The sequence below is a fragment of the Devosia equisanguinis genome, from assembly GCF_900631955.1.
Classification (GTDB): Bacteria; Pseudomonadota; Alphaproteobacteria; order Rhizobiales; family Devosiaceae; genus Devosia; species Devosia equisanguinis.
Genome location: NZ_UZWD01000022.1, coordinates 61,083 through 79,146 on the forward strand (window position 1 = coordinate 61,083; position 18,064 = coordinate 79,146).

Sequence of the window (18,064 nt, forward strand, 5' to 3'; positions counted from 1 at the left end):
CGGCAGCGTTCAAAAAGGCGGCCTCAAGGCGGCGCCGCATTGGACACGATCATCGTCCAGTCCTCCCTCGGGCCAAGCCTCAATAAGGCCAATTTCATCTACGTGACGCCGCCGCCGCAGGATTGGCGCACCACCAACTGGCAGGCCAGCTTGCGCAGGCCGGGCGTCACCGCCTCCCCGCGCGCCAGCGCCAGGACCAGCCGCCCAGCCTCCCGCCCCAGCTGCTTGAGATTCATGTCGACCGTGGTCAAAGGCGGGCGTGTCGCCGCTGCCACGATCTCCCAATTGTCGAATCCGACCACGGAAACCTCCGCGGGCACGCTGACGCCCCGCTCGCGCAGCGCATCGCAGACGCCTCGGGCAATCTGGTCATTGCCGCAAAATATCGCGTCCGGCTGGCTGGCGCTGGCTTGCCACAGGCGCCGGACCGCCTCATGCCCCCAAGCCTCGGACCAGTTTCCAAACAGCACCTGGCCATCGGGCCCAACGACCTCGCGAAAAGCCCCTGTCCGCTCCTGCACGGAAGCGAAGCTGCCCGGCCCCGTCACATGCACAATGCGCCGACGGCCCAGACCACGCAGCCACTGCACCGCCTCGCGCGCACCCTGCGCATCGTCCGAGACCAAACGCACCGCATCATCAGGTCCTTCGGTGAAGGCATAAACCACCGGGATACTGAGATTGGTCAGATCCACCTGCAGGCGCCGATCGATTCTTTTGCCCGAGGCGATAATGCCATCGACCTGTTTGTCGAGCAGCGCATCGACATGAACGCGCGCCAATTGGGGATCGTCCTCGATCGTGCACAAAAACACCGAGACTCCCTCATCCACCAGTGCTTCCGACACGCCCGCCATCAGCGGCAGCGTAAAACGCCCATAGGTGTCATTGGTCAAAAGCCCGATCGTAAAACTGCGCTTGCTCAAAAGCGCCCGCGCCATGGCATTGGGCCGAAAACCCAGCTCCGCCGCCACTTGGCGAACGCGCTGCCGCGTTTCCTCCGCCATGCGGCCGGTATCGTTCAATGCCTTCGAAGCGGTCGCAATACTGACCCCTGCGGCCTGCGCCACTTCATAAATCCGCACCCGAGCAGGAGACAAAGCCACTTGAGAAAACCTTTTCTCATTTTGGGTAAAGCTTTTCTCCACTTCCGTCAATGGTTGGCAGATGTGCCCGATCGAATGGGGCAACAAGCAACCGTGCCAAGACGGCCGACCCGTGACAGCAATGTTCTGGAAAAGACTGGTAGCGGAGGAGGGATTTGAACCCCCGACACACGGATTATGATTCCGCTGCTCTAACCAACTGAGCTACTCCGCCCCAAGGGCTTGTCGATCTGACGACCGATGCGGGCCTTACTAAGTTTATGCGCCTTGCCGTGTCAAGCGCCATGCACGGCGCGAGCCGAATTTTCCAGCGCTTCGATCATCTCGCGCACCACGGCGAGATCGGCTTCGAACTTGGCACGTTCGCGCTGGCGACTTTCCACGTCTGGGATGCGCAGGAGATAGGAAGGGTGATTGGTGATAAAGAGAACGGAGCCATCCGGCAAAGTCATGGGCTGGCCGCGCATCTTGCTGATGGTGACGCTGGCCTTGCCCAGCAGGCTCTGCGCCGCAGTGGCGCCCAATGCCACGATCACCTTGGGCCGCACAAAGTCTCGCTCGAGATTGAGCCAGAATTTGCAGGCCTGCACTTCCCCACCGTCCGGGCGCTGGTGAATGCGCCGCTTGCCGCGCGGCTCGAACTTGAAGTGCTTTACGGCATTGGTGACATAAACCTTGTTGCGATCGATCCCGACTTTTTCGATGACCTCGTCGAGCACCTGACCCGCCGGGCCCACAAACGGCCTGCCCTGCAAATCCTCCTGGTCGCCGGGCTGTTCGCCGACAAACATCACCTCGGCACGCTCCGGACCTTGGCCGAACACCGCCTGGGTGGCATGTTCATAAAGTGGGCAACGCTTGCATGCCTGGACGGCTGCCCCAGCATCGCCCAGCGAATGCACACTATCCACCGGCTCGACAGTTTCGAGCTTGCGGCGCAGGTGTCGGGCAGGCGGCTGGGTGGCGGCGCGGGCGATCATCTCCTCCTCCATCGCCTTGGCGTTGCGGACGAGAGGTTCAATGAGCGCCGCTTCGGGAAGGTTGCGCCAATATTTCACCGGCATTTCGCTCTTCATCATCGCGACCTTGAGCCGGGCCGGGTTGAAAATCGAGGCATAATAGGTCTTCCAATCCTCTTCGACCGCATCTTCGGCCGGCACGTCAGTCTTCGTGCCACCCGGCCCGAAAGCGAGCCTGTCGGTATCCCACCAGGCGCTGGCATAGGGTGTGACAATGCCCCAATGCATGCCGGCAAAACGCCGGGCGAAAAATGGTGCGGTTGCCTCCAGCACATAGTGATCGGGCTCGAACCAGGCGACGAAACGCTCGGCGCCGGCATCGTTGCGCAGTTCGCGGAAGCGCACGAAAGCCTTCATCTTGTGGGCATCGCGACGCACTGCCGACGCCATGCGGGACAGGGCGCTGATATCCCGATCAGCGGCATCGGCCAGCAATTGCGGTGCTGACTGCAGTCGCCAGAGCAGGCGGTAGAGCAGCGCAAACCGCTCGGGCTCAGCATGCTGTAACACCGAGGAAGCCAGCTCGATAAAGCCCCGTGGCACCGTCCCCACCGCACCTTCGGCCACCGCCGGCAACGCGTCGTCACCGAACAGTTCCCCCACCGCGTCGCCCTGTTGCCAGACCACATCTTCCGGCGCGACACCTGCCGCGAGGAGGCGCCGGGCGTGGCTACGCCATTCCCCGAGATCATTGGGGCGCTCAAGCCGGACGCGATACATCAGAACAACACCAATTGCTCGGGCGGCGGCGCCAGTTTCTGGCGCAGCTTGGCGTCGTCGGTGAGCCCGCCGGGTGACCAATCGGCAGCGGCGATGAAGGGGCGCACCTTTTCGATCGACGCAGTCAGCCGCGCCACATCATCGAGCCGCAGGCGATGGTGGCGGCGAGAAGCAACGATGCGATTGACCGCATTGATACCAAGGCCGGGTACTCGCAGCAGCAGTTCTCGGTCGGCGCGATTGACGTCCACCGGAAAACTCTGGCGGTGCTTCAAAGCCCAGGCCAATTTCGGATCGATGACCAGATCGAGATCGCCACCCTCGCCTCCCGCCACGATTTCGGGCACATCGAAACCGTAAAAGCGGATCAACCAATCGGCCTGATAGAGCCGATGTTCTCGCATCAGTGGCGGCGGCTTCAAGGGCAGACGCGAGGATGCATCGGGAATGGGCGAAAAGGCGGAGTAGTAGACGCGCTTGAGCTGATAGCCGGAATAGAGCCCCGCCGCACGTGTCAGGATCGCGGCATCATTGGCGCCATCGGCACCGACGATCATCTGCGTCGATTGCCCCGCGGGCGCAAATTTCGCCTTCTTGGCCCGTGCCTGTTTCTTCTCGGGCGCCGCCTCGTCGAGCTTGCCACGCAACCGAGCCATGGCGGTGCGGATTTCGGAAGGGCGCTTTTCCGGCGCAAAGCTCTCCAACGCCGAGTCGGTTGGCAATTCGATATTGGTGGAGAGTCGATCAGCCCATCGCCCGGCCTCGGTCAACAGCTCCGGCGCGGCATTGGGAATGACCTTGAGGTGGATATAGCCCGCAAACAGATGCGTCTCTCGCAACGTCCGCGCCACGCGGATCATCTCTTCCATCGTATGGTCGGGCGATTTGATGATCCCTGAGGACAGGAACAGCCCCTCGATATAATTGCGTCGGTAAAAATCCAGCGTCAGCCGCACCACCTCCTCGACGCTAAACCGGGCACGCTGCACATTGGATGAGGAGCGATTGATGCAATAAGCGCAATCATAGATGCAGAAATTGGTCAGCAGCAGCTTGAGCAGGCTGATGCAGCGCCCATCCGGCGCATAGGAATGACAGATGCCACTACCCTCGGTGGAGCCAATCCCCTTGGTTCCGGCAGAGTTGCGCTTCTCACTGCCAGAGGAGGCACAGGATGCGTCATATTTGGCAGCATCGGCCAGAATGGCAAGTTTACGGGTAAGCGTCAGGGCAACCATGGTGTTCATCCTTTGTTCCGGATGAATAGAGGGAAAACCTTGCCTTGGCATTTCAAAAAGACACGCTGCGCCGATTTGTGATGTCCGATGCCCCTAAGCGTCGAAGCCGCCCATGCTTTGCTGGCGAAACTCGGCCAGCAAAACATGGTTAACGAGTTGGATGCTCAACTGGCCCTAAGCAAAGGCTTGGTCATGATTCGCATGAATGAGTGAGCGGGGCTCGTCCCGCCCGCTCAACGCCGGAGGCAGAGCATGAGAAAAGCCATTTTGATCGGGGCAATCTGTCTCGCGGCACTGGCAGGCCTGGTGTTTCTGGCGCCCATCGCGGTCAATTCTGCCGGGCTCAGGACGGCGCTCTCCGATCAGCTGTCCCGGGTTTCCGGCGCCCGTATCGCGCTGAATGGCCCCATCCATTTTTCGATTTTGCCTGATTTCGGCGTGGTGGTCGAAGATTTCGGCTATTCCAGCGGCGACGGCGCTTTTGAAGTAACGTCCCAACGTTCCGTGGCTTCGGTGGGCCTTTGGGCGCTGTTCACCGGCCAGATTCAGATCACGGGCATCGAGCTCAGAAACCCACGCATCCAGATCGCTGAAAGTACGGCCGCCACCGAGGCCAGCCCCGCTACCACCCAATCGGACGATATATTCCGCCTTGTCGCGGGTTACCTCGAAAATGTCTCTATCGACCACATCACCATCTCCGATGGCGAGGTGACCACCAGCCGCAACGGTGTGCTGACGCCGATGGCCAGCGACATCGATATGCGCCTTTCCATCCCCGGCATTGCCGCGCCGGCTTCGCTCTCGGTGTCGGCCCTGGTCGGCACCGACCATATCGAATTCGGTGCCGAGATCGGCTCGCTGCGTGATCTGCTGTCGCGCCAACCGGCGCACTTCTCTCTCTCCGCCAAGACCGACCATCCGCCGCACCCGGCGCTGGCCGACATAAGTGCCTCGGGCAGCATCCAATTGGCCGAGGACGGCAGCTATCGCATCGCTGGCGGTGAAATCGCCAGCATCGGGCAGAAAATGCTGCTCGACGCCAACTATGTGCCGGGAGAGCGACCCTTCGTCGTCGCCCGGATCAAGGCCGGTAGCCTCGCCTATGCCGACTTCGCCCCGCCCCCCGCCGACGCCGCCGCAATAACCGCCACGGCGCCAGCCGCGCTCGATCTCTCGCCGCTCAAGGCGCTGAATGCCGATATCGAGCTTTATGCCGAAGCGGTCTCGGTGGGCGACGCCACTGCCCGCGATATCGTTCTGTCCGCCAAGCTGGACGATGGCCGTCTGATCGCAACCGTCGATTCCACCAGCATCGCGGGCGGCAGCCTCGTCGCCAGCATGGCGCTCGACGCCAACAATATGCCCACCGTTTCCAGCGGCTCGCTCAACCTTACATCCATCGATATCCAGCAACTCCTGGCGCTTGCCGGCCAGGATGCGCCGCTGACCGGCGCGCTGTCGTCCGAGTTGCAATATGCCTTCAAGGGTATGGACGCCGTCTCCATCCGCAACTCGCTCAATTTGCGCGGCAAGGCGTCCGTCGCCCAGGGCCGGGTTGCCATCCCCCAGCTTGCAAGCATTGCCGGCCAGAACGCCGGCACCGTCGACGCCCTGGCGGCCAGCATTGCCATTGAAGACATGTTGAAGCCGATGTCCGTCACCGGCTCGGCAATCTGGAATGGCGAGAAGGTGGATTTTTCCACCGCCTTCACCGCGACTGATGTGCTTTGGGGCAAAACCGGCATCATCACGCTCGATCTCAAATCCGGGCCGCTCAATGCCGGTTTCTCCGGCACGGTCAGCCCGGCCGGCCAGCTTTCGGGCAAAGCCGATATATCCGCTCCGTCGCTGACGCGCGCTCTGGGCTGGGTTGGGCAGTCCATTGCGACACCACTTGGGCGCTTTGCCTTCTCGGGCGGTGTCTCGGTTGATGGCAGCCAGTTTGCAGTCGCCAACTCCACCATCCAGCTCGACGACATCGCGGCCAAGGGCTCGCTGTCTCTGGCCATGGCCGGCAAGCCCAGCATAATCGCCAACCTTTCGGTCGATACGCTGGATTTCGGCGCGTTGCTGGCTGGCGGTGGCAGCGCCCAGGCGGCGGCATCGAGCGGCCCCGCCCCGATCGACCTGACCGTATTGCGCCTGTTCAATGCCGACATTTCCCTTGAGGCCAACCAGCTGGGCTATGGCAAGGTCAGGATGGGACCAGCCACTGCCAAACTGAGTGTGGTCGACGGCGTTGCCAAGCTGAGTGTGCCGCAAGCCGGGTTCTACGAGGGCGTCATCTCCGCCGAGATCACCGCCAATGGTGCCGGCGCAACGCCGGCACTGGCCGTGGTCGCAGCTATGGACAATGTGCAATCCCTGCCTCTCTTGCGCGACGCCGCAGGCTTCGAACATCTCGAAGGCCGCCTCAGGGCCAGCATGCAAGTGTCAGGAACCGGAAGCGACAGCCAGGCTTTCGCCAAGTCGCTCAATGGCCCGATGAGCCTTGTCGTGTCCGATGGCGCCATCCGCGGCATCGACGTGGCCGGGCTCGTGCGCAATGTCCGTTCGCTTATCGGGGTAGGCTATGCGCAGGACGCCAATGCCCGCACGGAATTTTCCGAACTCTCGATCCCGGTCACCATCACCAATGGCGTGGCGCGCGCCGAGGATATTCGCGTGCTCGGCCCCTTCATTCGCATGAGCGGGTCGGGAAGTGTCGATCTTGCCGCCCAGACCATCGACATGCGGCTCGATCCGCGCGTCGTCGCCTCCCTCGATGGTCAGGGCGGGGATTTCGACGTCTCGGGGCTGGGCATGCCGATCATGATCACGGGCCCGCTATCGGGGCCGCGCATCTATCCCGACCTCTCCAGCCTGCTCGCCGATCCAAGCCGTGCCCTGCAGGCACTGACCCAATTGGGCGGTGGCGTGGGCGATCTCGCCGGCAATGCCTCTGGACTGATCGAGGGGCTGGGCACGACGCTCGGCACCGATACCGGTGCCTTGGGCAATACAGTCTTGAACGATGCCATTGGCCAAATGCTCGGCAATCAGGGACAGTCCACCAATCAAGGCGCTACGCCGGACGGGCAGAATGCGCTCAATTCGGTGATCGGCAATGCGCTCGGCCAGCAATTTCCGGGCCTTGCACCGCCCACGGCAGCGCCTCAACAGCAGCCGACGACAACGGACGTCAGCGCGCCTGCAGCGGCGACGGCGAATGTCCCCCTGCCCCGCCCCGATCCCCGGGGCCCATCACCGTTGCCGTCCTTCCCCAGTCAGCCGCAACCAACGCCCGCCGCCCCGTCGGCAACACCGACGCAGCAGGTTATTGACCTCATCGCCCCGCAACAGACCCAGCCGCCGGATGGGACTGCGACAACCGGCGATGATCCATTGCAGGGCCTCTTTAACCAGCTCGGTTTCTGACCCCATACAGCAGTGAAAGAGTGTCAATCGTTCAATAATCGACACCAATCCGTTGCGATTGGCATTCTTTGCAACGCCGCTCGGGGCTCATACATTCCCTCTCGAACACGGCGCATCGGCGCCGCATGAGGAGACATGCAAATGACACTCGAACTTGGCGGCATCCACCACCTGACGGCCGTGACCGCCGACGCGCCTAAGAACCTGCAATTCTACACCCAGACCCTGGGTATGCGCCTGATCAAGAAGACCGTGAACCAGGATGACACCTCGGCCTACCACCTCTTCTATGGCGACGGTGTTGCCTCGCCAGGCGCGGACCTGACCTTTTTTGATTTCAACACCCTGCGCGAGCAGCGCGGCAACCACACCGTGGGCCGCACCGGATTGCGCGTCGACAGCGAAGAGACGCTGAAATGGTGGAAGGAGCATCTGGAAGCCAACCAGGTCTCGACCTCCGGCATCAAGGAACGGTTTGGCCACACCTCGCTCGACTTCGAGGATTTCGAAGGCCAGCGCTTCCGGCTGGTGGTCGATGGCAAGAACACGGTGATCCCTTGGGCCAAGTCGCCGGTTCCATCAGACAAGCAGATCATCGGTCTTGGTCCGATCACCCTCTCGGTGCCCAAGCTCGAACCCACCGATGCCATGCTGACCCGCGTCATGAATATGCGGCAGGTCCGACACTATCCGGCACGCGAGCGCAGCGGCGAAGTCTTTGTCTATGAAATGGGCCCGGGCGGTCCGACGGCCGAACTGCATGTGTCGGTCGACCCTAGCCTGCCCCGCGCCCGGCCGGGTGCCGGTGGTGTGCATCACGTCGCCTTCCGCACCCCGGATCAGGACAGCCTGCGCGAATGGATCGAGCGCGTGAACAGTTTTGGCATTCGTTCCTCGGGCGAAGTGGAACGCTTCTATTTCACCTCGCTCTATTTCCGCGAGCCGAACGGCATCCTGTTCGAAATCGCCACCGACGTTCCCGGCTTTGCGGCGGACGAACCGATGGAAAGCCTGGGCGAAACGCTGAGCCTGCCGCCCTTTCTCGAAGGTCAGCGCGCCCAGATCGAAGCGGGGTTGAAGCCACTGGTGTAACACTGGCGCCGGATGGGGCACCCCCCATCCGGCGCATTTCTCACGCTCGGCCCCCATTCCTCTCCACCTCGGGGAGAGGTAGCTCGGCAAAGCCGAGTCGGTGACGGGGATGCTTCAAACTCGCTCAGCGCGAAGTCGTGTTGTCCGGCTTCAACAAGGCCGCCATGTCGACCAGCCGGATGAACTCTGCTCGATAGCCGCCGTCATCCACGCCACGCCCGGCCTGGGCGAGAGCCTTGATCTCCGCCCAACTCATGGCCGAGCCATAGGCGCTCGACTTGATCTTCTGGCCAAAGGCGGCCACCGCCGCGGCAAATTGGGCATTGACGCCCGCATCGGCAATATCCCCATAGACCAGATCGGCCGTGACAGGCACTTCGATCAACTGGCTCACCGCGCTATCGGGCATCTTGTAGCGCATCTTGAGGAAGGCGATCTCATCGCTGCCCTGAGGGCTCTCAGTGCTCCCATAGCGCAAGGGATCGACCTGCCCAGCGCCAACCGGGGTGATTTCGTAAAGCGCCGTGACCGTTGTCCCAGCCCCGACATCGCCGGCATCGACGGCATCATTGTTGAAATCCTCGCGGTTGAGGTGGCGGGTTTCATACCCGATCAGCCGGTATTCCGAGACCACCGCCGGATTGAACTCGACCTGCACCTTCACATCCTTGGCGATGGTGTGGAGGGTGCCGCCGATCTCCTCGACCAGCACTTTCTTGGCCTCGGCAAAGCTTGAGATATAGCTGGCATTGCCATTGCCGTTCTGTGCCAGGGCCTGCATGGTCGCGTCATCGAGATTGCCGCGTCCAAAGCCCAACACCGAGAGGCTTATGCCGCTGCCGCGCTTGTCGGCGATGAAGTCCTTGAGCACGTCGGGGTCATCGATGCCGACATTGAAATCGCCATCGGTGGCCAGGATCACGCGGTTGGTGCCGCCGTCGATCCTGGCCTGCTCGGCCAACCGATAGGCCAGCTCGATCCCCTGCGCGCCCGCCGTGCTGCCGCCGGCCGCGAGCTGGTCGAGGGCAGCCATGATCTTGGCTTTCTCCGCCGCCGAGGTCGGCTCCAGCGCCACACCGGCCGAACCGGCATAGGTGACGATCGAAACCGTATCATTGTCCGAAAGCTGGTCCAGCAGCAGGCCAAAGGCCCGTTTCAGCAGCGGCAGCTTGTCGGGGGAGTCCATGGAGCCGGACGTGTCGATGAGGAACACCAGATTGCTCTTGGTGTCGGCCAGCACCGGCTCAAACCCCTTGATGCCGATCTCCAACAATTGCGTCTTGGCGTTCCAGGGCGTCGGGAACACCGCGATTGTCGGGCGGAACGGCACCTCGGCGCTTTCGGCGGCGGGATAATCATAGGGGAAATAGTTGATCAGCTCTTCGATCCGCACGGCATCGCGCTCGGGCACATAGCCATCCTCGAGCATGCGTCGCACATAGGCATAGCTGGCCGTATCCACATCAAGCGAGAAGGTCGAGACCGGCTCTTCAGCGGCCACCTTCAGCCGCTGCTCCTCAAAGGCCTCGAAGCTGTCACCGCTGGGCATGCCGGCCTGGCTTGGAGGCATGGCATTATAGCTGTCGGTCAACTGAGCACCTGCCGGCGCCATGGACTGCTGCATCAGCGTCGGATTGGCCGCCATGCGCTGCGTCAACATCGGGCTCGGCGCGGGCGGCGGCGCCATCTCGGCCATTGGCACAGGCGCGACGCTGGGCGCGACAGGCGCCACTTCTGTCAAAGCATCGGTCTGCACTGCAACTTCCTCGGCCGGCTGCGGCACAACCACAGAGCGGTCCGCATCGGGCGTGGCGTCAGGCTTTACCGGTTGGCTCTCTTTGGGCGCCTCCAGGGGAACCACATCGCCACCAGTGGGCGTCAGCGCAGTCGAATTGTAAAGTTGCAGCCCCAAGGGCAGCATCAACAGTGCAATGGCAGCAGTACCGATCGGCAAACGCATATCCATGATCGAAATCCTTCTCAGGGAAGTGAAGATGGACATGAGACGGCCACCCGCCGGATTTCCTTTGGGCATCGGCGCGGTTTTTTTCGCCTGTTCTGCTTCAAAGGCAGCGCGGGCAGCCAGAACGGCTTTGCTGCGGGCAGCGCTGCTCGGCGCAGGGGCCGCGCCTTTGAGGGTGTCGAAGGGATCGTGGGGATGGCTCATAGCAGAACCCTCAGTGTCTTGCGGGCCTCATGCACATGGAAGGATACGGTCGCCTCCTTGATGCCCATGATATCGGCAGCTTCAGCGTGGGTGAGTTCCTCGGCATAGACGAGCAGCACCGCATCGCGCTGTTTCTCCGGCAGGCGGCGCACCGCCTCCCAGAGTTGGCTATTGGTGGCTGCCTGCTCTTGGTCGGCAGCTTGCTCGACAGGAGAAATCTCAGCATAGGCATCGACATTCCTGCCGCGCCTCTTGCCTGCCCTTTGCCAGTCGCGCACGGCGTTGAGCGTGATGCGATAGACCCAGGACGAGAAGGCGCTGCGCCCATCGAACCCGGCAATGGCCTGGCCAAGTTTGACGCAGACCTCCTGGGCGATGTCTTCGGCATCATGCCGATTGCCGCACCAGCGCCAGGCGGTGCGAAAGATCGCGTCATACTGCCCCTCGACCAGCTCGGCAAAGGCATCTGGGTCGCCATTGCGGGCACGCGCCACCAGCGCTTGGACAAGCGTGGCAAAATCAGTGGGGGGTGCGGCGGTCAGTCCCATTATCTCAGCATGCACTCGCTGCCTCTCCGCGCTATTCTAGAGCGTAAGACGACGCAGCCGGAGAAATCCTTTGGGGCGTTGCAGAGATTCTTTCGATTTGCGAAGGCGCCAGCATGAGCGACGACAAACCGGGGCCCTTCGGCCTCAACCGCACCCGCATTTTCCTGCTCGGCATGGGCGCCTTGGTGCTTGTGATCACCATCTCGATGATGATGGGTGGCCTCGGCTCCTACAACGCGCTCAAGGAAGCAGCCAATGCCGCCAAGGAACCAACGGCAGAGCAGTTGAGCGGGAACTGACCTGGCGCTTTTGCCTTCTCCCGCTGCCGGGAGAAGATGGATCGTGCAAAGCAATGTCCTCAGCGGGACTGTTCTAAGCCACCAGGGCCTGGGGCACCGCCTCGGCAATGAACCCGCCGCCCAGCACTTCGCTGGTCGTGCCGTCGTCGGCGTAGAACACACAGGCCTGGCCCGGCGAAATGCCGTATTCGCCTGAGACCAGAGTGACATAAACCGCGCCGTCGCGCATCTGGATCACCGCTGGCTGCGGACCGCGCGTCGAGCGCACCTTGACCTCGACCGGCGCGCCATTGCCGGCGCTGGCTTCCGCCAGCGGCAGACCGCCCAGCCAGTTCACATCGCGCAACCGCACCGTATGGGTCCTCAGCGCTTCGCGCGGGCCAACGATGACGCGGCCGCTGCGATGGTCGAGCTTGACCACGTAAAGCGGCTCTCCGGCAGCAACGCCGAGCCCCTTGCGCTGGCCGATCGTGTAATTGACGATGCCATTGTGCTCGCCGAGGACGCGCCCATCCAGATGCACGATCTCGCCCTTGGCCATGGCTTCGGGATGTATCTTGGCGATGATATCGGCATATTTGCCCTGCGGCACGAAGCAGATGTCCTGGCTATCATGCTTTTCGGCAATCTCGAGCCCGAATTCCCGCGCCAATTCACGCACCGCCGCCTTGCTCATGCCACCCAAAGGAAAGCGCAGGAAATCCAGCTGCGCCTGGGTTGTGGCAAAGAGGAAATAGGACTGGTCGCGATCGCTGTCGACGGGCCGGAAGAGGTGGCGTCGTCCATCCTCGCCGAGCCGGGTCTGCACATAATGGCCGGTAGCCAACACGTCAGCCCCCAGATCCTGCGCCACCTGCATCAGATCGACAAACTTGACCGACTGGTTGCAGGCAATGCAGGGCACCGGTGTTTCACCCTGCTGATAGGCATTGGCGAAGGGCTCGATGACGGCGTTTTTGAAGCGCTCTTCATAGTCGAGCACGTAATGGGGAATCCCCAGCTTGGCGGCCACGCGACGGGCGTCATGGATATCTTGCCCGGCGCAGCATGCGCCCTTGCGGTGAATGGCTTCGCCATGATCGTAAAGCTGCAGCGTCACGCCGACGACGTCATAGCCCTCTCGAGCCAGCAAACCGGCAACAACCGACGAATCCACGCCTCCGGACATGGCGACGACGACGCGCGTGTCCTCCGGGCGCTTGGCAATATCAAGCGAGTTCAGCATCTTTCCTTCGTTCCGGTTGGGTTCAAGGGCCAGCGGAAACTGTGGGCGGCCTTTTACGCCGGACGGCGCCCTCTGTCCATTCACACCCGGCAGCTCTTGCCGGTCTATGGGCCTTTCCAACCTAGAGGCCCAAGCGTCGCTGCTATTCAGGCTCCATCTAACATATTGTTTTCGTTGATTTTCCCTGCAAAACACCGACTGGCAAGGCAATTGCATTGTCTCTTCCGGATACGACTTTGCGCGGGGATCGCACATGGCATCGGCAACAAATCTTCTGGGGGCAGCAATCGGTGCCATTGCCGACAAAGCCTTGGGCAAGACAACTGCCAAGGTCGAGCTCAATGGCAGCTCCTTCCGCTCGATACTGGAACGCTCGAGCCCGCCGCAGGACAACGCCGCCCACCGCACCGAGCGCAGTAGCCAGTCACAGATCGAGGTGACCATCGATCGGTCGACACCGCGCCGTGACCTGCACAGCGCCAAATCGGACGACGCTGCCCCTGTTACCAATGACACCGAAAAGGACACGGAAACCGCCGAGGCGCCCAAGGAGATGGTGGCGCTGGTCAATGCACTGTCGGCTATCAAGACAAGTCTCGACGCCGGCCAGCCCATCGATCCAGCACTCATCGACCAGGTAGAGACGGCGCTGCAGGACCTGGCCGCCATGCTCGGCATCGACCTCTCAGCGCAGCTGCAGCAGCAAGACCTGAGCGCAGCAGACGGACCGATGGCTGGCCTGGTGCAGATGATGAACCAGCTCGCCCAGCCCGATGCCACGCCCGAGATCGCCCAGCGCCTGGCGGGCCTGCAAGATAAACTTGGAGCACTGCTCACCCAACTGCAGAGCGAGGATGTCCCACCCGACCTTCTGGCCAAGGCCGGTTTCGACGCCACCAAGGCTATGGATCCGAACCTCGAAGCCGCCCTTCAGCGCCTAACCGCCACGACAGTCCCCGATGAGCCAAAACTGGCGACCCCGGAGCTGAAGCTGCCGGAAGTTGCACTCACTGGCAAGCCAGCTATAGACAAATCCTCGGAGGCGCCCGTTCAGGCCGAGACGACGACCGAGCCCAAGCCAAAGCTTGAAGCAAGTGCATCAGCAGCCGCTGCTTCGGATACGACAGACGGTGACAAACTCAATGAAGATCGTCCTTCTCACGCAGCACGACGCGACACGCATGCGACGCCGCCTCCGGCCATCGACGCATCCGGCAATGCGGCTCCGTCCCAGCCGGGCCAGCAGGAAACCATCCGCCTTGATGCCGCCGCCAACCCGCGCATCATCCAGACCGGCTACCAGACCAGCCAGCAGCAGCTCAATCTGCCGCAGATCGCCTTCGAAATGGCCCGCCAGGTCGGCGACGGCAATACGCGCTTCCAGATCCGCCTCGACCCACCCGAGCTTGGGCGCATCGACGTGCGGCTGGAAATCGACAAGGGCGGCCAGGTGCTTGCGCGGCTGACCGTCGAGAAATCCGAGACCCTCGACCTGATGCAGCGTGATCAGCGCGCCTTGCAACAGGCGCTGCAGCAGGCGGGTCTCGACAGCAGCAAGACCAATCTTGAATTTTCGCTGAAGCAGAACCCGTTTGCCGGTGGACAGCCAGGCGATGGGCGGCAGGATGGCGCCCACCATGGCGACGCTGACGGCGCAGTCCGCAGCGATGAGCCCGAAGAAGCCCTGCCCGCCGTCAATCTCTACCGTGGGGCCCTCCAGGCCAGCGGTCTCAACATCATAGCCTGAGGAGGCGTTCATGGCCGTCAGTGGCGTTTCCGGCAGCAATGGTGCATCGACCCTAGCAGGGTCGCGCTCGACCATTGCGCAGAACTTCGACACCTTTCTCAGCATTCTCACCACCCAACTGAAGAACCAGAACCCTCTGGATCCGTTGGATACCAACCAGTTTACCCAGCAACTGGTGCAGTTCACCGGCGTGGAGCAGCAGCTCAAGACCAACCAGTTCCTCGAGGCGCTGCTGCTCAACACGCAGAACGCCTCGCGCTCCGATACCGTATCCTATATCGGCAAGCAGGTTTCGGCCTCCGGCAAGACCTCCGAACTCAAGGGCGGCAGCGCCGGCTGGAACTACAATGCCTCGGCCCAGGTCGCCAATGCCTCGGTCACCATCAAAAATGCGGCAGGCAATGTGGTTTACACCCAGCAGGGCTCGCTCAATGCCGGACCCGGCTCTTTCGTCTGGGATGGCGTCGGCAGTGACGGCACGCAATATCCCGAAGGCCTTTACAGTCTGGAGATCGTCGGCACCAATCTCTCGGGCAACCCGGTCAAGGTATCCACTGCCTCCGTCGGCGTGGTCACGGCTGTCGACTTCTCCGGCAGCGAGCCGGTGCTTACGGTGGGCCGCTACAAGGTCGCGCTCAAGGATGTCACCGATGTCAGCCTGGTGGCAGCTACCACCACGCCCGCCACCAACGATACGGACGATTGAAGCGAACTTTCGCCCCCGTCCGTCGACCCTCAGCAAGCGCCCAATCTCTCCCCAGCCGGACCCCAACCAAGTCCGGCTGGCTTTGTTTCAATTGCTTGAAACAGAATAGCTTTCTTAACCTGTTGTAAGTTTCCCCTTAGGGGTATTTTAAGGCCGCTGCCCTACTCTTGCCTACATATGGTCAGGTTGAGTAGAGAGTAAAATGACCGTACAGATGCGTCCACGCGTAAAGTACGTTATTGGGCCGGATGGCAGTCCGCTGACGATCGCCGACCTGCCTCCCGCCAATACCCGCCGTTGGGTCATTCGGCGTAAAGCCGAAGTTGTTGCTGCAGTGCGCGGCGGCCTGCTCAGCCTTGAAGAAGCCTGCGAACGCTACACTTTGAGCGTTGACGAGTTTCTGAATTGGCAGGCAGCGATCGACAAGCACGGTCTGGCTGGTTTGAGAACCACCTGGATTCAGCACTACCGCGAAGGCTGATCGGACTTCCGATCACCAAGCGCCACGGCGGCTCATGCCACGAACTAAAGCCCGTCGGGTCCGCCCGGCGGGCTTGAACGCGTCGAAATGGGGGCAGGGCGTCCCCGGTCGCACCCATCTCGCTCCAGCGGAATGCTGCGCATCCCCCGACAATAATTCCAGGCTGCCAGCATAATCAGCTTTGCCGCCAGGCAGAAGCGGCATCAGCGAGAACGCGAAATCGCCGATTCAGACGCCAGCCGGCGTCTACAGCGATGTGCGCGTCAAAATCTCCATTCGAACCGCCCGGTTTCCCAAAATCCGTTAACGCCAAAGGACAAAGTCTTCCGCCATCAGCCTTGGGATTAAGCGTCAGGCGGTCGGCAACCTGGGGTGCTTTACGGGCAGGAACAATTCTCGCGCTCATGGGCGCTACCCAGTTCCCCTGGTGCTTGAACGGCATTGCGGACGTCGACTGCGGTCACCTGGCCCCTTACAGGCCGTATTTCATTCACCAAATCTGCACCTTAACCCGGCATTTTCTGCCCAATTTCGCAAGCTGCAACAGCTGGTTAATAACTTATTTACCATCCGGTAGGTAATTTTTGCCCAGCGGTCGACGGGAGCTCCGATGGTCGCGCTGGAAGGCATCGAGTGGCGGCGTGGAAAGTCTAACCAACCTTATTAACCGGATCGGACTGCCGCGAATGGCCGCAATGGCCATGGTGGCGGTGCTGATGCTCGGCTTTTTCGCCTTCCTGATTTTGCGGGCCCAGACCCCCAATCTCGCACCGCTCTATTCCGGCCTCAGCCTCGAAGATTCGTCCTCGATCATCAGCGAGCTCCAGACCTCCAACGTTGCCTATGAACTGCGCGGCGAAGGCGACACCATCCTTGTACCACGCGACCAGATCACCACCCTGCGCATGCAGCTGGCCGGCAAGGGCCTGCCGACGCGTGGCCAGGTCGGTTATGAAATCTTCGACCAGCAGTCGACACTGGGCGCCACCAGCTTCGTGCAAAACATCAACAATGTCCGCGCGCTCGAAGGCGAATTGGCCCGCACCATCTCCTCGCTGAACCGCATCAAGAGCGCGCGTGTGCATCTGGTGCTGCCCGAACGCGAATTGTTTCGCCGCGAGCGCAAGGACCCGTCGGCCTCCATCGTTCTGGGCGTGCGTGGCGAATTGAGCGCCGGCGAAATTCGCGCCATCCAGCATATGGTTGCCTCCGCCATCGAGGGCCTGTCCCCCGGCCGCGTGTCCATCGTCGACGATCAGGGCAATCTGCTGGCTTCTGGGACAGAACAGGACGAGGCCGGTTTGATCTCCGGCCAGGCCGCCGAGCGGACACTGGGCTTCGAGAACCGTCTGCGCACCCGCGTCGAGGACATGCTGGCCAATGTGGTGGGCATGGGTCGGGCGCGCGTCGAGGTAACCGCCGAGCTCGATTTCAATCGGTCCACCACCACGCAGGAAACCTTCGATCCCGAAGGCCAGGTGGTCCGCTCGACCCAGACCCGCGAACAGCAGAACGTGGCCGGTGCCAATAACGGCCAGGTCACCGTTGCCAACGAACTGCCCGGTGCCAGCCCAGCGGCCGCAAATGGTGGCGCGACCGAACAGGGCAGCTCCACCGAAGAAATCGTCAATTTCGAGATTTCCAAGACCACCCAGACCGCCGTCACCGAAGCCGGCTCCATCAAGCGACTGTCCGTTGCCGTGGTGGTCGATGGCGCCTATGCCGACGACGGCCAGGGCAATCTTGTCTATACCCCGCGCAGCGCCGACGAGATCACCCAGATCCAGACCCTGGTGCGCTCCGCCGTCGGCTATTCCGTGGAGCGCGGCGACAGCGTCGAAGTGGTCAATATGCAGTTTGCAGAGCGCCCGAGCCTGGGCAGCGATGGCACCAATGCCGATGCAGGCCTGTTCGACTTCACCCGTGATGACATCATGAACGGCGCCGAAATGGCCGTGACCCTGCTGATCGCGCTGGCTCTGGTCTTCTTCGTCATGCGTCCGCTGCTCAAGAAAGTCATCACCCCCGAGCAGCCGCCGCTGGCCTTGCCGCAGGCCGCTGATCTCGCTCATAACGGCGTTCTGACCGCCGACGGCCAAGTGGTCGGCAAGGATCTCGCGGCCATCGAAGAGCCGCCGGAGCCGGGCGACAAGACTCCTGATTGGGTCGCCAATGCCAAGTCGATGGGCGAAACCCAATTGCAGACGCTCAAAACCGTTGGTTCGCTCGTGGAAGAGAACCCACAGCAGGCCGCCCTCATCGTCCGTGACTGGTTGGGGAGCGCTGCGTAACAGCC

13 protein-coding genes and 1 tRNA gene are annotated in these 18,064 nt (G+C 62.0%); 7 read left to right on the forward strand and 7 right to left on the reverse strand.

The annotated features are described in order from the left end of the window. Window positions 1-98 precede the first annotated feature (98 nt). The 4 genes from DEVEQU_RS07115 to DEVEQU_RS07130 all read right to left on the reverse strand — a co-directional run bounded on the left by DEVEQU_RS07115 (window position 99) and on the right by DEVEQU_RS07130 (window position 4,092). Entirely contained in the window at window positions 99-1,148 is a 1,050-nt protein-coding gene (locus tag DEVEQU_RS07115) for a LacI family DNA-binding transcriptional regulator (RefSeq protein WP_223214143.1), read from the reverse strand. Between the two features lie 95 nt (window positions 1,149-1,243). Further along, window positions 1,244-1,320 (reverse strand) — tRNA-Met (locus tag DEVEQU_RS07120). A 61-nt stretch (window positions 1,321-1,381) separates the two neighbouring features. After that, on the reverse strand, window positions 1,382-2,845 hold the full coding sequence (locus DEVEQU_RS07125; RefSeq protein ID WP_126149892.1) for a UdgX family uracil-DNA binding protein: 1,464 nt from the start codon (window positions 2,843-2,845) through the stop codon (window positions 1,382-1,384). Then, window positions 2,845-4,092 (reverse strand): putative DNA modification/repair radical SAM protein, encoded by a 1,248-nt coding sequence (locus tag DEVEQU_RS07130; RefSeq protein WP_223214132.1) that lies wholly within the window; start codon window positions 4,090-4,092, stop codon window positions 2,845-2,847. The genes DEVEQU_RS07125 and DEVEQU_RS07130 overlap by 1 nt, the downstream gene beginning before the upstream one ends. 243 nt (window positions 4,093-4,335) lie before the next feature. Between DEVEQU_RS07130 and DEVEQU_RS07135 the strand changes: the two genes are divergently transcribed. Further along, entirely contained in the window at window positions 4,336-7,503 is a 3,168-nt protein-coding gene (locus tag DEVEQU_RS07135) for an AsmA family protein (RefSeq protein ID WP_126149893.1), read from the forward strand. 141 nt (window positions 7,504-7,644) lie between these two features. Continuing rightward, a complete protein-coding gene (locus tag DEVEQU_RS07140; RefSeq protein ID WP_126149894.1) occupies window positions 7,645-8,595 on the forward strand; it encodes a ring-cleaving dioxygenase in 951 nt (316 codons plus the stop codon). A gap of 124 nt (window positions 8,596-8,719) precedes the next feature. On the opposite strand, the gene DEVEQU_RS07145 is transcribed toward DEVEQU_RS07140, so the two are convergent. After that, a complete protein-coding gene (locus tag DEVEQU_RS07145; protein ID WP_223214133.1) occupies window positions 8,720-10,561 on the reverse strand; it encodes a vWA domain-containing protein in 1,842 nt (613 codons plus the stop codon). 197 nt (window positions 10,562-10,758) lie between these two features. Then, window positions 10,759-11,325, reverse strand: a complete 567-nt coding sequence (locus tag DEVEQU_RS07150) for an RNA polymerase sigma factor (RefSeq protein ID WP_223214134.1) — start codon at window positions 11,323-11,325, stop codon at window positions 10,759-10,761. A gap of 98 nt (window positions 11,326-11,423) precedes the next feature. Here DEVEQU_RS07150 and DEVEQU_RS07155 point away from each other — a divergent pair, with 98 nt between their 5' ends. Beyond that, complete coding sequence (locus DEVEQU_RS07155; RefSeq protein ID WP_126149896.1) at window positions 11,424-11,609, forward strand: hypothetical protein; 186 nt, start codon at window positions 11,424-11,426, stop codon at window positions 11,607-11,609. Between the two features lie 73 nt (window positions 11,610-11,682). Here DEVEQU_RS07155 and mnmA read toward each other — a convergent pair whose 3' ends face one another. Continuing rightward, window positions 11,683-12,834, reverse strand: a complete 1,152-nt coding sequence (mnmA, locus tag DEVEQU_RS07160; protein ID WP_126149897.1) for a tRNA 2-thiouridine(34) synthase MnmA — start codon at window positions 12,832-12,834, stop codon at window positions 11,683-11,685. 253 nt (window positions 12,835-13,087) lie between these two features. Between mnmA and DEVEQU_RS07165 the strand changes: the two genes are divergently transcribed. From DEVEQU_RS07165 to fliF, 4 genes are all read left to right on the forward strand, one after another. Then, entirely contained in the window at window positions 13,088-14,581 is a 1,494-nt protein-coding gene (locus DEVEQU_RS07165; RefSeq protein WP_126149898.1) for a flagellar hook-length control protein FliK, read from the forward strand. Between the two features lie 10 nt (window positions 14,582-14,591). Next, the gene (locus DEVEQU_RS07170) at window positions 14,592-15,287 is read left to right on the forward strand and encodes a flagellar hook assembly protein FlgD (protein WP_126149899.1); all 696 of its coding nucleotides are present in this window, start codon (window positions 14,592-14,594) and stop codon (window positions 15,285-15,287) included. Between the two features lie 202 nt (window positions 15,288-15,489). After that, the gene (gene sciP, locus DEVEQU_RS07175; RefSeq protein WP_035085775.1) at window positions 15,490-15,768 is read left to right on the forward strand and encodes a CtrA inhibitor SciP; all 279 of its coding nucleotides are present in this window, start codon (window positions 15,490-15,492) and stop codon (window positions 15,766-15,768) included. A gap of 686 nt (window positions 15,769-16,454) precedes the next feature. Continuing rightward, complete coding sequence (fliF, locus tag DEVEQU_RS07180; protein ID WP_223214135.1) at window positions 16,455-18,059, forward strand: flagellar basal-body MS-ring/collar protein FliF; 1,605 nt, start codon at window positions 16,455-16,457, stop codon at window positions 18,057-18,059. Window positions 18,060-18,064: the final 5 nt, after the last annotated feature.